2 protein-coding genes (1 of these 2 cut by a window edge) are annotated in these 17,449 nt (G+C 47.8%); both read right to left on the bottom strand.

The window, feature by feature from the left end:
- On the bottom strand, positions 1–6,324 hold the start of the coding sequence (locus tag ACUYLD_RS06130; RefSeq protein WP_446674618.1) for an SDR family NAD(P)-dependent oxidoreductase. 13,374 nt of this gene lie to the left of the window's left edge; the window shows 6,324 of its 19,698 coding nt (coding positions 1–6,324); the start codon lies at positions 6,322–6,324; its stop codon lies off the left edge, out of view.
- A complete protein-coding gene (locus tag ACUYLD_RS06125; RefSeq protein WP_446674617.1) occupies positions 6,308–17,449 on the bottom strand; it encodes an amino acid adenylation domain-containing protein in 11,142 nt (3,713 codons plus the stop codon). Before ACUYLD_RS06125 ends, ACUYLD_RS06130 begins: the two co-directional genes overlap by 17 nt.

Genomic DNA, 17,449 nt, shown 5'->3' with positions numbered 1-17,449 from the left:
TTGGGCATGCAGGCTGGGAACCAGCGTCCGGTTTTTCATCTGCAAGATGATTTTTCCCACCCCGGCGATGCCCGCTGCTGCCTCCAGATGTCCGATGTTGGACTTCACAGAGCCTATGGCGCAGAATCCCGTATCCGGCGTATCCTTCCTGAATGCCTGGGTCAGACCCGTCACTTCAATCGGGTCTCCCAGCTCCGTGCCTGTCCCGTGGGCTTCAATATAGCTGACCGTCCGCGCATGTACCCCCGCTCGCTCTAGGGCCGCCCGGATCAGTTCCCCTTGGGCTGTCGGGTTCGGCACCGTATAGCCGTTGGTCTTACCTCCATGGTTAATGCTTGTCCCCCGGATCACCGCATGGATGAGGTCCCCATCAGCGATCGCCTTGGACAGCGGCTTTAATAGGACGACCCCCGCGCCTTCTCCAGGGACAAACCCATTGCCTCCTTTGCCGAAGCTCTTGCACTGCCCGTCTGCTGACAGCATGTGGTTGGCGCAAAGTCCCACATAACTGAGCGGATGGAGATACAGATTTACTCCGCCTGCAATAGCCATTTCGCATTCTCCGCGGTACAGATGCTCACAGGCTTCATGAATCGCGGTCAACGAGGACGAACACATCGTATCGATCGGCATGCTTGGCCCTTGCAAATTAAAGAGATACGAAATCCTGTTGGCCACTGAACTAAAGGATGTATGAGGGTATATTTGCGTTCCTTTTCTCCATAAATCCAGTCCGTATAGATCGAAACCCGTTTTGGTAATTCCGGCAAATACGCCTACCCGGCGGTTATGCCGCACCGCAAGCTGTTCCCGGGTGTAACCCGCGTCCTCCAACGCTTCCCAACAGGCTTCAATGAACAGCCTTTCCTGCGGGTCCATACCGAGTGCTTCCCGTGGCGCAATATTGAAAAAGCGCGGATCGAAATCCGCAAATCCTTCGATAAAGCCACCCCACTTGCTGTAGCTTTTTCCATTCGCCACCGCTTCCTGTGAATCAGGATGGAAGAACCCTTCCAGCGTCCAACGCTCACTTGGGATTTCGGTGATACAGTCCTTCCCTGCTTTTAGATTTTCCCAATATTCGTTCATGTCCCTGGACCAGGGATACTTTCCAGCCATCCCAATGATCGCTATCGGTTCACGCATTTCCGCAGGAGCAGACCCCGCCAAGCTTCGGACAGGCTTCGCTTCCTCCTTTGCCACAGCCGGCACGGCTTCTTCCTCGGCGCACAACGGTGCTGCAAGTATTTCCTCTACAGGCTGCATGTCATGGCTTATTCCGGTCCACTGCATGCACTCCTGCGGGTATTCCGCCACAAAATATTCCGTCAAGGCGTGCAAGGTCTGGTACTCATAAAACAACGTCTGGGACAGCTCTCCAAAGAAGCCCGCCAGCTTGGCATTCAGCTGGGTAATCATGATCGAGTCGATTCCATACCTCTCTAGCGGCTCATGGGCTTCGATGCTGCTGACGCTCAGCCGAGTCACCTCTCCCAAAAGCACCTTGAGTCGATATAAGGTTTTATCGTAGAGCTGGCCTGCATCCAGCTTAGGGGTTGCCTGATTAGAAATAGCTACTTGGATGGCACGGACGCCGACTTGTGAGACGCCTTTCGCCAAGTAGGCCTCGATTTTCTCAGGCTCCCCTTCCATGACCATTACCTGCTCCTTGCCGGAGGCCAAGCTTTGGTATAAGGCCCTCATTCCCGACCGGGTCTGCATGGTTGTAATACCCATGTTTTGCGTCATGATCTGTTCCGTGTCCGCATCGATCCGCATTCCGCCCTCTTTCCATAGCGGCCAGCGGATGGATAACGTCTGTCCCCGCCGTTGCTTGGCCCCTACCAGGGCATTCCGGTATTCGGCGTATGCGTCCATAAAGGCATTGGCCGTCGAATAGTCAGCCTGTCCAGGATTGCCCAGGCTGCCCGATATGGAAGAAAAGAGCACAAAGAAGTCTAGGTTCTGGCCGCTGCTTGCCTCATCCAGATGGACCAGTCCGCTCACCTTCGGTCCCAGCACCTCCAAAAATTCTTCACTAGTTTTTTTAATGATGAAATTATCTTGAATCACCCCTGCGCAGTGGATGATCCCATGGACACGTCCAAATTCCTGCTGCATGCTGTCCAATAAACCGATAACCGTCTTCCTGTCGGTGATATCAGCTTGCCTGTACACCACGCTGGCGCCTGAAGACTCCAGCTCCTGCAGCTTCGTCTGCTTGTCTCGGTCCAGCGGCGACCGCCCCGTTAAAATGAAGGTCGCTGCTTGCGTCTGCCGGGCAATCTCTTCTGCAACCAGCAGTCCCAGACTGCCGGAGCCGCCGGTAATCAGATAGACCCCACCGTCTCTCCATGGAAGCCCCTCTTCTTGCCCAGATGTTTCAAGCCTGCTCCAGCAAGCGATTGTCCGTTGTCCGTTCTCATAGCGAATCCAGCCATCCATCGGGCTACGGCTGTTATCCTCCAGCTTCGCCAGGATGCCTTCCGCCTGTTCTCCCTGTTCCACTTCGATCAGCTGCCCGATGAATTTCGGGTTTTCCAGCCGGGCTGTCTTCAACAGTCCCGAAAGTCCCGAAAAGAGCCGTCCTTCCCCAGAGTTCCGCACCACAATCTGGACCAGTACTCTTCCCTTCGGCTTGTCTTTGAGCATACTTTGGATGCTCTCAAAGGCCTGAATAGCATAGGCCTGGAACCGCTCATCAATCCGGCTCTTCCCGGATCGAAAGGCAAGCACCTGCACAGCTCCGTTCAAACTCGCTTCGAGTCGCTCGTGCAAAGCTTCGTCTGGCTCACAAAGCAAGACCATTCGCCGATCATAGACAGGGACTTCGGCTTCCAGCGGTACATCCTGATTTTCCCATGTAGGCTCAAATAGCAGTGTACGGCTACTCGTAACGGCAGGCGCTTCCGCGGCTCTGGCGACCGTAAATTTTGGTTCACGCTCTGCCGCTCTGCTGCCTGTAATTTCGTCCTCACTCCTAGGCGCCCAATACTGCTCTTTTGCAAAAGGATAAGTTGGCAACGGAATCCTAGAATACTGTTCATTTGAAAACAAGCACTCAAAGTCTAACGAATATCCCTGAACATACAGATCTGCAATCGTAGTCAGAAGCTCCAAATACTCGCGGGTATCGCTTGCGTTTTGACAATTGTAAATACATTCATCCCCGTATCTTTTCAAAGATGTTTGTATGCGTTGATCTTTTTCGTGCAGTTCAGAATGATAAACTTGAGAAGCACTGCCCTTTTCCAGCCACTTTTTAAGGGACATGACAAGCTCGCCTTGATTACGAGCAACACATGCAAGCCGATGATTACAGTGCTTTCTCCCAAGCAATAATGTATAGCTCATATTACCGCAATCCGCCTTAGGCTCCTGTTCACAATAAGCGAGCAGTTGCTCTACCTGCTGGCGTAATTGTTTTGAAGTCCGTGCCGACAGCGGAATGAAATAACCTGGCTTTTCGGAATGTCTCCGTTCCGTCTGTGGAGCCTCTTCTATGACCATATGAGCATTCGTACCGCTAGCACCAAAGGAGCTGACCGCAGCACAGCGTCTGACTCCAGGCTCAACCTCCCAGTCCTGCAGATACGTATTGACATAAAAAGGACTATCCGCAAACTGAATGTTTGAATTGCCCGACCGGAAATGAAGTGTAGGAGGAATTTGCTTATTCTTTAATGACAATAACAGTTTGATCATTCCCGTAATTCCTGCCGCAATTTGCGTATGGCCAATATTCGTCTTAATGGACCCTATGGCGCAATATTCCTTCTTGTCGGTATACTTTCTAAAGGTTCGAGTCAGTGCCTGATATTCAATGGGATCTCCTAATTTGGTGCCAGTTCCATGTGCTTCCACCATCTGGATTTGCTCTGGGTGGATATGAAATGTATCGTATACATTTTGCTCGAGTCGCTCCTGAGATTTCTGACTTGGCGCAGTAAGTCCATTCGTGGTGCCGTCCTGGTTGATTGCTGAGCCTAAAATCACTCCATAGATGTGGTCTCCATCAGCAACAGCTTCATGAAGTCGCTTGAGTACAATCGCGCCAAGCGCTTCTCCCGGAACCATTCCATCTGCCCTATCATCAAAGGTATAGCAGCGTCCCGAGCGAGACAGCATTCCTGCCCGGTCACCATATAAATAGCAGCGAGGAGTCGTATGAATATAGACACCACCAGCTAAAGCCATATCCGTTTCTCCGGTCCATAAGCTTTGGCAGGCCAGATGAACTGCAACTAACGAACTGGAACAAGCTGTATTTACAGCTATTGCTGGTCCGTGAAGATTCAAGTAGTAGGAGATTCTAGCGGGTATCACGGAACCCATATGACCCCAAAGCGCTTGTGGAGGCAGGTCTTCACCCAGCAATTGTTGGTAATCTCCCTCGGCACAGCCCACATACACTCCACAACGGCGACCCTCCATCCCTGTCCCCGCATAGCCGGCATCTTCCAGAGCATGCCACGCTTCCTCCAGGAACAATCGCTGCTGCGGATCCATATAGGTCGCTTCCAATCCTGAGATATTGAAAAAAAGTGGATCAAACTTATCAATATCCCCCAAAAAACTGCCGTGATTGCAGTAGCTTGCATGTTTTTCCTGGTATTTCGAAAGATCCCACCGGGTTACCTCTTCCACTAAATCGTCACCGTTCTTAAGGTGATTCCAAAGCTCATGTACATTATCAGATCCAGCAAACCGCCCGCTCATTCCAATAATCGCAATGGGCTCCCTTGGTGTTAAAGCTTTCTCTTTATCCTTCTTATTGGATCTGTCCAGCTCAAAGGATATACTTGCCGTTTCAACGGGATGAAGAATATGATCCGTGTCTTTAGTTTTTTGGATGTCGCGACTTGCATCTTCCATGTTGTCTATTGGATTAGCGCTCTGGTCCAAGACTTGTGAAACTTTATCTCCATATTGGCTTAAAATGTATAGCGTCAGTTGTTTTACCGAACTGTAATCGAAGATGTCGGTAGTTTGTAAATAAATCCCCAGCCCCTGATTGACAGCCTGCACAAAGTTGACGCCAAGAATGGAGTCCAGCCCATAATCTGCGAATGACTCATGAATATCAATCATAGTAAAGTCCACATTCAAAGCCTCTACCAGCTTCCCTACAATAAGCTCCTTGACATACTCTTCAGCCATCTCGCTTGTTACATCAATATCTGATCGAATTCCTTCGTCACGCTGTTTCATTTGAGATTTGTCGTGTTCAGGCTCCTGTTTGTTCCGAATCATACCATCGCTCTCCGCCACAATAATTTGTTGACCTATATCATGCGCTTCCTGAGCAGGGAAGAAAACGGACCGGAAACCCTCCATTTCCAATACCTTTTGCCAACTTTCGGGATATAACCCGGGAGAGCCTGGAATGCGCAGCTCCGGGTCATTATAAAGCCACCATCCCTCTAAAAGGCCAAAGGATAGATGGTTTAACAGAGAGTTACCGCTGATTTCATTTATAAGAATCAGACCGTTTTCTCGCAGCGCCGCTTTGACATTGCGTAACGTTTGGCGAATGTTCCGTGTGGCGTGCAATACATTGGTGGCAATCGCAATATCATATCCACCTGTATCAATATCTTGTCCCTGAGCCGACTCTTCCACATTAAAAATCTGATAAGTCAGGTAAGGATTTTTCGGACCGTACTCTTTTTGTGCATGTAATAAAAATGCTCTGGATTTGTCGGTATAGCAATATTCTTGAATATGCTCCCGATAAGGTTCGAGCTTCTGGAAGACCAAAGCGCTAGTACCTCCAGTGCCTGCACCAATTTCAATGATTCGAATCGGTACCGACGGGTTATGCTTGATCCGCTCATTTAGATAGGAAACTACGATATCTCCCAGCACTTCATTAAAGTAATCCGCTGCAGGACTGTTCTTATATATACCTTCTACCAGTTTCATGGAGGAATTAGGAAAAATGATATCGGTGGCTGGTATCTTCCCGGTTAAAATTTCCGGCAGCTTGCGCAAGATCGATTCTACCAAAAATACCCAAGCTGAGAGATCCGGATTTTTCAGCCATGCCCCTTTCTTCCATTCCCACTCCTTCCATACAGCCTGCAAATCGACCGAAGCAGTACCCGCTACGCTATATGACTCTCCATTGCAGTACAAATACTGATTCCGTACCAAAATCTCTATGCTTTCTTCAAGCCAACGATCGTATAAATTCAGTAAGCCGTTTTTTGTTTTAAAATCCGCGATCATAGCTTTCTTTTCCATTTGCGCATATGGACATAATCCCATCAAGCGCAAATGGCTCCATAACAGTCTGCATAAGATATCATTCATTTCCTTCATCTGTAAGCCTCCATTCCCGTTCAGTCCCTCGTGTCGCTCCATCCTGTTGCGAGTAAGCTTTGCTGTCGACTGTAGTCGAGGACATTGTCTCGTATGCAGCCGCTAGATAAGAAAGATCTGGCATCTTCTTTATTTTTACACTGGCAGAAATATGACTCTGGATGTTTTGGATATACGAAGGAATAGCTTCGGGATTTGAAGCATCGATGTCTTCCTTATTCATTTCCGAAACATTTGCCGTTTTGGCAAGTGCCTTTTGGGCAATGAACGAATCTGTTGGCTTTACAGCATCTGCAGATTCAATGGAAGCCGATTTAGTTTTAATATCCGTGATCCAGTACCGCTCCCTCGCAAAAGGATAGGCCGGCAGGCTAATTCGCCGCGGCTTGGCATCCCCATAAAGCATGTTCCAATCCATTGCCAGTCCCTTGACCCAGAGATCAACTACCTTCGAATATTTCCTTTTCCCTATCCAGGCAGCAATCATTTTCTCCATGTCTTCATCTTCTATCAGCGCCGTCAGCGCCTCCTTATTCCGTTTGACCTGGCCCCGGTACAACTCAGGGATTCCGTCCCGTCCTTCCAGGAATCCTTCCAGCTTGTCCACCAGCTCCTGCATAGACCCTGCAATCACTGCCAGCCGCTCTTCCATGGCTTCGCGTCCCACCTGCAGCGTGTAGGCCACATCGGCCAGACTACTTTCGCTGAGCTGTCCTTCCCGCATAACGGCTAGCATTCTCTCGGCCTGCTTTTTCAGTCGTTCTTCATTTTTGGCTGACAATACGATGATCGCAGGCTTTTGAGCTGTAACGCTCATTGGCACCTTCTCTTCCGCAATGTACTCTTCGATGATGACATGTGCATTGGAGCCTCCCGCTCCAAACGATGAAATCCCAGCAATCCTCGGATATTCCCGCGTCTCTCCATCGATCTCAACCACCGGCCGTCTCCATTCCCCCAGCTCCTGCTGGACGACGAACGGCGTCTGACCGAAATGGATGTTCGGATTCAATTCTTGGGCATGCAGGCTGGGAACCAGCGTCCGGTTTTTCATCTGCAAGATGATTTTCCCGACCCCGGCGATGCCCGCTGCCGCCTCCAGATGTCCGATGTTGGACTTCACAGAGCCTATGGCGCAGAATCCCGTATCCGGCGTATCCTTCCTGAATGCCTGGGTCAGACCCGTCACTTCAATCGGGTCTCCCAGCTCCGTGCCTGTCCCGTGGGCTTCAATATAGCTGACCGTCCGCGCATGGACCCCCGCTCGCTCCAGGGCCGCCCGGATCAGTTCTCCTTGGGCTATCGGGTTCGGCACCGTATAGCCGTTGGTCTTGCCTCCATGGTTAATGCTTGTCCCCCGGATCACCGCATGGATGAGGTCCCCATCAGCGATCGCCTTGGACAGCGGCTTTAATAGGACGATCCCCGCGCCTTCTCCAGGGACAAACCCATTGCCTCCTTTGCCGAAGCTCTTGCACTGCCCGTCTGCTGACAGCATGTGGTTGGCGCAAAGTCCCACATAACTGAGCGGATGGAGATACAAATTTACTCCGCCTGCAATAGCCATTTCGCATTCTCCGCGGTACAGATGCTCACAGGCTTCATGAATCGCAGTCAACGAGGACGAACACATCGTATCGATCGGCATGCTTGGCCCTTGCAAATTAAAAAGGTACGAAATCCTATTCGCTACCGAACTAAAGGATATTTGGGGAAATATTTGCGCTCCCTTTTTCCATAATTCCGGCCCATAGAGTTCGTAGCCCGTCTTAGTAATTCCGGCAAATACGCCTACCCGGCGGTTATGCCGCACCGCAAGCTGTTCCCGGGTGTAACCCGCGTCCTCCAACGCTTCCCAACAGGCTTCAATGAACAGCCTTTCCTGCGGGTCCATACCGAGTGCTTCCCGTGGCGAAATATTGAAAAACAGCGGATCGAATTCTGCAAATCCTTCGATAAAGCTCCCCCATTTGCTGTAGCTTTTTGCATTCACCATTGCTTCCTGTGGATCAGGATGGAAGAACCCTTCCAGCGTCCAACGCTCACGCGGGATTTCGGTGACACAGTCCTTCCCTGCTTTTAGATTTTCCCAATATTCGTTCATGTCCCTGGACCAGGGATACTTTCCAGCCATTCCAATGATCGCTATCGGTTCACGCATTTCCGCAGGAGCAGACCCCGCCAAGCTTCGGACGGGCTTCGCTGCCGCCTTTGCCGCAGCCGGCACGGCTTCTTCCTCGGCATACAGCGGTGCCGCAAGTATTTCCTCTACAGGCTGCATGTCACGGCTCATCCCGGTCCACTGCATACACTCCTGCGGGTATTCCGCCACAAAATATTCCGTCAAAGCACGCAAGGTTTGGTACTCATAAAACAGCGTCTGGGACAGTTCTCCAAAGAAGCCCGCCAGCTTGGAATTGAGCTGGGTAATCATGATCGAGTCGATTCCATAGGTTTCCAGCGGTTCATTGGTTTCAATGCTGCCGACGCTCAGCCGGGTCACCTCTCCAAACAGCACCTTGAGACAATGCAAAGTTTTGTCGTAGAGCAAGTCTGCATCCAGCATAGGTACGCTTGCCTGGTTAGGTACAGCTGCCTGGATGGCACGGACGCCGGCCTGTGAGAAGGCTTTCGTCAGGTAGGCCTCAATTTTCTCAGGTTCTCCTTCCATGACCATTACCTGCTCCTTGCCGGAGGCCAAGCTTTGGTACAACGCCCTCATTCCCGACCGAGTCTGCATGGCTGTAATGCCCATGTTTTGCGTCATGATCTGTTCCGAATCCGCATCGATCCGCATACCGCCCTCTTTCCATAGCGGCCAGCGGATAGATAATGTCTGCCCCCGTCGTTGCCTGGCCCCTACCAGGGCATTCCGATATTCGGCGTATGCGTCCATAAAGGCATTGGCGGTCGCATAATCAGCCTGTCCCGGATTGCCCAGGCTGCCCGATATGGAAGAAAAGAGCACAAAGAAGTCCAGGTCCTGACCGCTGCTCGCCTCATCCAGATGGGCTAGTCCGCTCACCTTCGGTCCCAGCACCTCTATAAATTCTTCCCTTGTTTTCTTGATGATGAAGTTATCTTGAATCACCCCTGCACAGTGGATAATCCCATGGACACGTCCATATTCCTGCTCGATGCTGTCCAGTAAATCGATAACCGTCTTCCTGTCGGTGATATCGCCTTGCCTGTACACCACGCTGGCCCCTGAAGCTTCCAGCTCCTGCAGCTTCGTCTGCTTGTCTCGGTCCAGCGGCGACCGCCCCGTCAAAATGAAGGTCGCTGCTTGCGTCTGCCGCGTAATCTCTTCTGCAACCAGCAGCCCCAGACTGCCGGAGCCGCCGGTGATCAAATAGACCCCACTATCTCTCCATGGAAGCTCCTCTTTTTGCCCAGATGTTACAAGCCTGCTCCAGCAAGCGGTTTTCCGTTGAGCTTCCTCATAGCGAATCCAGCCATCCATCGGGCTTCGACTGTTGTCTTCCAGCTTCGCCAGGATGCCTTCCGCCTGTTCTCCCTGATCCACTTCAATCAGCTGCCCGATGAATTTTGGATTTTCCAGCCGGGCTGTCTTCAACAGTCCCGAAAGCCCCGAAAAGAGCCGTCCTTCTCCAGAGTTCCGCACCACAATCTGGACCAGTACTCTTCCCTTCGGCTTGTCTTTGAGCATACTTTGGATGCTCTCAAAGGCTTGAACAGCATAGGCCTGGAACCGCTCATCGACCCGGCCTCTTCCAGATTGAAAGGCAAGCACCTGCGCAGCTCCATTCAAGCTCGCTTCGAGTTTCTCGTGCAAAACTTCTTCCGGCTCACAAAGTAAGACCATTCGCCGATCATAGGCAGGGACTTCAGCTTCCAGCGGTACATCCTGATTTTTCCATGTAGGCTCAAATAGCAGTGTACGACTACTCGTAACCGCTGGCGCTTTCGCTGTTTCGGTTCCTACTGCTCTGGCCTCAACCTCTGGAGCCCAACAACGCTCCTGTGCAAAAGGATACGTAGGTAGACTTATTCTTTTCGGTATGACATTGGAATATAGCAATCGCCAATCTATATAGAAACCTTTGGCCCATAACTCTGCCAGCTTGTTTATTTCACAATTTGCAATCCATTTGTTCATTAATTCCTTGAAAACTTCTTCCTGTTCAAATAATTGCACTGAATCTTTTGACTGATTGTTTTCTCCCCTCCAGCACTTCTCGATATGTGCTTGTTCATTCGTGAACGATTGGAGCTTTTGTACCAGCTCGCTCGTATTCTTTACGATAAAAGCTACCCGGTTTTTCATTGCCATTCGTCCTGTCTGAAGCGTGAAGGATACATCCGACAAATTAATGTCTTCAGAAGCTATCAAAAAATCTGAAAGCTCTTGTGCATACACTTTAAGCCGATGATGATGCCTTGCAGATAATGGAATCAGATAGACAGCATCTTCGTTCACAGAATGATCTTTAAATCGTTCTAATTCAGCATTGGCTACAAATTGTTCAAATATGGCATGAGCGTTAGTTCCGCCTATTCCAAAGGAGCTTAACGCCGCCCGGTGAGGAGCCGACGCCTTCTCCCATTTTTGGAGACGATCCACAACATAAAAGGGTGAATCGGGCAAATGGATATCAGAGTTTGGTTTTTCGTAATTTAGCGAAGGAGGAATCTCATTATGGTATAGGCTTAAAGCAACTTTAATGCACCCCGCCAAACCTGCTGCAGTATCCAGATGCCCGATATTGGTTTTGACCGATCCAATACCGCAAAATTGTTTTTTGGTCGTATACTGCCTGTACGTTTCATTTAAGGCAGCAAATTCAACAGGATCGCCCAATTTTGTTCCGGTTCCATGCGTCTCGATATAACTGATAGATTCGGGATGAATTCGGGTTGATTCTATCGTCTTCTGAATAACTTCAGCCTGACCTTTGACACTTGGGGCATAAAACCCTAATTTGTCGGTTCCATCGTTGTTCACACCTACTCCCCGTAAAAGCGCATAAATATGGTCACCGTCTCTAACGGCATCTGTCGCTTTCTTCAGTAGAACAACCCCGACCCCTTCTCCGCCAATCATCCCATCTGCCGACTCGTCAAAGGCTTTAATATGTCCATCACTGGAGAAATTCAAGCCGGGTTGATGCACATAGCCTAAACTGGTGAAAGGAAAGATCGTGGATGCTCCGACTAAAGCGTACTTGGCTTCACCGGATAGCAGGCTTTGCGAAGCCAGACGCAATCCGACTATTGAGGAAGAGCAGTTCGAGTGCACAAACAGACTCGGACCTTTAAATCCTAATTTATGAGAGATCATAGTAGGAATTGTCCCACCCTGTGCTAAGATCCAGGTTACATATTCATCCGCGTTCTTCAGGACATTAGGCGATTGCGATGCCAAATTGGGAATAAATGCTTGATAGAAGCTGCTGCTTGCCGACATAAACACACTGGTATCAGGAATTTCTTTGCTAATATAGCCAGCATCCTCAACGGCTTTCCATGAATGCTGCAACAGCAATTTCATTTGAGGATCCATAAACTCTGCATTTTTCTGTGATAAACTGAAAAACTCAGGGTCGAAATACTCTTTTCCTTCAATCGTGCATCGTCCGGGAACATAGCCTCGATTACCGACGATTTCTTTTTCCAGCCCTAATCCAACCAATTCTTCCTCGGAAAAGAAGCGAACACTCTCTACCCCTGCCCTCAAATTGCTCCAAAACTCGGCATGGTTTTTGGCCCCTGGAAAATGACATGAAATCCCTATAATTGCGAGACTATCCTCAAAATAATCTGGGTAGGGTGGCTTGAGATCATCTTCGCCTGAATCCATTTTCGGTAGGGATGTCTCAGCTGTATCTGTTTGTTCCGGTGTATGTGATTGTTCCGTTTGAGAATCAACATTCTCGCTTCTTGTTTCTGTAATATAGGCACTGAGTTCCTTAACTGTCGGATACTTGAACAATGCTGTCACCGAAATATCGCATTCCAACAATTCCTTGACCCTTCCGATCATCTCTGCTGCTGAAAAAGAATTCCCACCTACGTCAAAGAAAGCATCATCTGTACTTAGATCATCAACATTCAGAAGTTTTTTCCATACCGTTAGAACTTGATGTTCAACATCCGATTGCGGTAAGTGAATCTTTCTTGTTGGTGCTAACTCGATCCTGCGATTCATTAATTCTTTTCGATCTATTTTCCCATTAGGGGTCAAAGGCAGCCTATCTAGCTCTATAAAAAATGCGGGTATCATATAATACGGCAAGAAAGTTTTTAAATAGTTTCGCACTTCCTTCGGATCGAGAGGAGGCTTACCAGACTCGGAATTGTTCAGCAAACAGTAGGCAACAAGCTGCTTATTCCCCCCCTGTTCCTTGGCAATCACGACACAATCATCGATTCCTGGATATGTTCTGACCTGACCTTCAATTTCACTTAGCTCGATCCGAAACCCGCGAATTTTCACTTGATAATCCATCCGTCCCACATACTCAATAGAGCCGTCCGAAAGCCACCTGCATAAATCTCCAGTTCTGTAGAGCTTAGTTTCCGGATTGAATGGGTTGTCTATGAACTTTTCAGCCGTAAGCTCTGGCTGGTTCCAATAGCCTCTGGCCAATCCGCTGCCCGAAATAAAAAGCTCTCCCGGAAGACCGACAGGCACAGGTCTAAGATGTTTGTCCAAAATGTAAATCTGGGTATTTGCGATAGGCTTACCGATCGAAATAGGCTTATCTGCGTCGATCTTTTGAATTGTAGACCAAATTGTGGTTTCAGTCGGACCGAACATATTCCATGCGTCACAGCTGTTATGAACAAAATAAGATTTCAACGTTTCCGAAAGGGCTTCCCCTCCGCAGAGAACTTTCATATTCTCTTCGTTCTTCCAGCCGGCTTGAAAGAGCAGGGTCCAAGTCACAGGAGTGGCTTGCATGATTGTGGGTTTTATTCTTTGAATTTCCCGCTTAAGTCTTTCGGTATCCTTTATGTTTTTGGAGCTGCAAATATAGCATTGAGCCCCCTTAATCAAAGGCAGATATAATTCCAGTCCCGCTATATCAAAGCAATACGTTGTCACTGCAAGTAGTTTGTCTTGCTCTGTTAAACCGGGCTGCTCTCCCATGGAAATAAGAAAGTTGGTCAACGCTTTATGTGGAATCATGACCCCCTTGGGTTTCCCTGTACTTCCAGAGGTATATATCACATATGCCAAATGGTGAGGTTGTACTTCCCGTTTGATTGTCTTTCTACCCTTCACATCACTTTTCAGATGATCCCAATCTTTATCAAGGACAATACAGCTAACGTTGTTCCCTTCCAAACGTGACACTTTCTCCAACAACCCCGATTGCGTAATGACCAGTGAAACTTTGGAATCCTGTAGCATATACTCCAATCGGTCCTCCGGATATTCCGGATCGAGCGGCACGTAGGCTCCACCGGCCATCAGGATTCCCAACAGCCCAATCACCATATCTAAAGAACGTTCCATGCAAATCCCCACAAGAGTATCAGGAGTTACCCCATGTTTCTGCAAATATAAGGCCAGCAAAGTGCTCTTTTCTTTTAGTTCCCCATAGGTAAGCGATTCCTTTTCATATACAACTGCAATAGCCTCAGGTGTTTTTCTTGCCTGTTTTGCGAATAATTCAGGGAAGCACTTATCAGGATAACTTGTTCCGGTAGCATTCCAGTCATTAAGGATGATGTCCTTTTCCTCTGGTAAAAGTAACGAATGCTCCTCCAAGGGCCAAGTGGGATTCTCTATAAGTGCTTCCGCTAATTCTATATAACGCTCTGCCATCTGTATGATGATTGAATGATCGAACAAATTGGAGCGATATTTGATATTTAATATCATTTCCTCTTCCTGCTCTTGCATTTCCAATACCAACTCGTATTCGCCTTCCTGGTGAATTTCTTCAACCAATTCGACGAAAAAGATATCTTTATATGGCTTGCAAAGCTGCCGAAAGCTTGAAGTTGGAAGGAAGTTTTGATAAGAAAAGGCTGCTTGGAAAACAGGTGAGCTCGTCTGTATCCGCGGCACATTCAATTCTCGGACCAGAGCCGGAAAAGGATACGAGGCATGATCCATTCCATCGACTACTGTCAGCTGCAATTTTTTCATGAAATCCAGGAATGTCTCTGTTTCCGATACCTGACTCCGGATTGGAAGCATATTGACAAAATAGCCGATTAAATTATCAAAACGCTGCTCCGGGCGCACCATAACTGGCATTCCAACAATGATATCTTCCTGTCCCGAATACTGGTTAAGCAATACCGTATACATACCTAACAAGACTGTAGATAAGCTCGTATATTGCGCTTGGGCAAAAGACTTTACCCGTTTGACCCATTTAAGCGGAAGCGGCTTGGAATATGTTTGTGCTTCCATGCTTTGAGCCGGAAAACCAGAGCGGTCATATGGCAGCTCCAGGGTCGGTAAAGCACCTGACAGCTGTTGTGTCCAGTAGGAACGATACTTCTCCCCTTCTGCACTCGCTAACATCGTTTGCTCCCATTTAACAAAATCGCCGTAGCTCGCTGCGGGTGGCAACACTGTCGATGTCTTTCCCTGTACCACGTTCTTATAGGCATCTAAAAAGCTTTGTATAAACATGCCGAAAGAACTTCCATCAAAAATAATATGGTGGATGACAACCAGTATGAAATGTTCCTGTTCAGATCTGGACATAACATAAATACGCATCAAAGGATCCTGTTCCAGCATGAATGGTTGCTTTGTTTTATTGCTAATAAATGGAATAATCTTATCTACTTCCAAGGCTGAAATATCCTCCACTTGCACATGAAGCGGCTGCGTGGGCTGCAGCTTTTGATAAGGTATCCCATTTTCCTCTTCAATCACACTTTTTAAAATAGGATACTGTTCTAAAACGATGTGAAAAGCCCGTTTAATGCTCTCAATCTCAATCTTCGTATTAAACCGGAGGCATATTGGTATATTGTAAGCATTCATCTCAGGGGACATTTTATGTAATAGCCACAACCCTTTCTGAACTTCAGAAAGCGGATTCCTTCGGAAACTGAGCGAATTTTTCTCAGTATTGACCTGTACAGTGGATTTATCTTCTTCAACCTTTTGGGCTAAATATGCCGATAATAGTTGAATCGTCGGGTTCTCTAAAATTTCTCTTGCTTTAACCTTGATCGGATAGGACTTCTCAAGGCCGCGTATAAGCTTCATGACAAGAATAGAATCGATGCCATAAGCATGAAGATTTGTATTCAAATTCATTTCCTCGTGCTTGAGATTCAGTTCCCAACACAAAAATTGCACTATATACTCCTGAATCTTCGACTGAACCAACGAAATGGCATTTATGGTAGCATCATGGTTTTCTGCGGCGGTTTCTTCCATATTCGAATGTGATGGTGAAAACCCACTCCGATATTGATAAAGTGCTTGAAGCTCTTGTTTGATATAAGCATTGCGGCAGATCTTTCTTTGGATTTTCCCACTTCCCGTTTTGGGTATACTTCCCTTAAGCAGCAAATAGATATCGTAAATTTCAAGTTGATGCGTATTGGATACGGCATTCAGTATGTTTTCGACCAACCGTTTATATTCCTGCTCATGAAGGGGCGCTTCAATTTCCTGTACGACGATTACTTTTTCCTGACCATTGATTTCAGAGGAAAATACAGCGATGGGCAAGGTCAACTCTGGCATATTCTTTTGGATGGTCCATTCAATATCGACGGGATGATGATTTTTGCCGCGAATAATGATGACTTCCTTCTCTCTGCCGATGACATAGATATGATTATCCGCAATGAAGCCAAGGTCCCCGGAACGAAAAAAGCCGCCTTCTTTTGTATCGGAAAGGGCTACCTCAAAAGTGCTATTCGTTTCTTCCTTCCTGTTTAAATATCCCTCTGCCATCCGTGCGGATTTAATCCAAATCTCGCCGACTTCCTCCGGTAAGCATTGTGTATGTCTCTCAGGATGAACAATTCGTATTTGCGTCGGATCTTCAATCTCCCCACAGCTCACTACGGACTTCGATTTGTTCTTCTCATCCGTGTATTGGACTCTTCGTTGCTCCAAGCTAGGGATATCTAAATTAAGGAATCTCATCGACTGACCTGGTTTTATACTGGCGACAGGGCACAGCTCCGATAAGCCAAGGAGGGGACAAAATATATCCTCTCGTAGCCCTAATGCCCGGAATTTATGGATGAAGTTCTCGTAAGTTTCCTTCCGGATAGGCTCACCTGCACATATAATCGCTTGGAGATGGCGAAGTGAATATTGCTTAATTGAAGCGATGTCCAGTGTGGAGCAGCAATAATCGAACGCAAAATTTGGCGCTGCCGTATGGGTAGCCTGATACTTGTCCATCATATGAATCCAATTTTCCGGATTTTTAGCGAAGCTTTCTGGCGGGAGAATAATGCTCGATGCCCCGTTTAAAAGTGGGACTAAAATATTGTTATGCAGTCCAAAAGCATGAAATTGCGGCGTCCAGGAAACAACACGACTATTCCGGTCAATTCTCCATTGCTCAGCCTTGGCCTGATTCATCAAGCAGCTGTGACTAAGGATTACACCTTTTGGTAAGGATGTTGAGCCCGATGTATACATCAAAAGAGCAGTATCCTGCGGCACTGGCATTCTCATTTCTATGTCAACGTTAACGGCGTCTTCTTGAAAGATTTCATCAATATTCAGGATACGGATTGAATTAAACTCCTCCCGTGTTTGGAGAAATGCTTTGAAGTCCGTATTAGTTATGATACATACGGCTTGGGAATCCTTATAAATAGGCATCATCTTCTCAAAGATTTTTTCATCCGGCTCCGAATCTGTAATAGGTGTAGGTATGGCCACGATATTTGCATAAAAACATGCCAGCATGCTGCTGATATATTCCAGGCCCTGAGGAAATACAAGAAGTGCCCGTTCCTGCTCAGCCAGTTCTTTCAATAGGATGCTGCCCAAAGCCTGTATTTGATGTAGAAGCGTATTTCCGGAAAGAATTTGAGGACTCTGGCCTTCTTTCTCAAACGTAAATAACTCTTTTTCAGGAAATTTCCGGCAAGTTTCAATAAAAGAAGCGATCGGAATATCAAGGTTCCATGTTTGGTCATGTTTTCGCATCAT

This window comes from Paenibacillus sp. SER-28, from assembly GCF_052906305.1.
Note: the sequence above shows the minus strand (reverse complement) of the source record. Positions and strands in the feature narration are given on the sequence as shown.

Excerpts from the sequence above, each read along its gene's own strand:
- ACUYLD_RS06125 (WP_446674617.1), bottom strand. The coding sequence starts at position 17,449 with ATGATGCGAAAACATGACCAAACATGGAACCTTGATATTCCGATCGCT.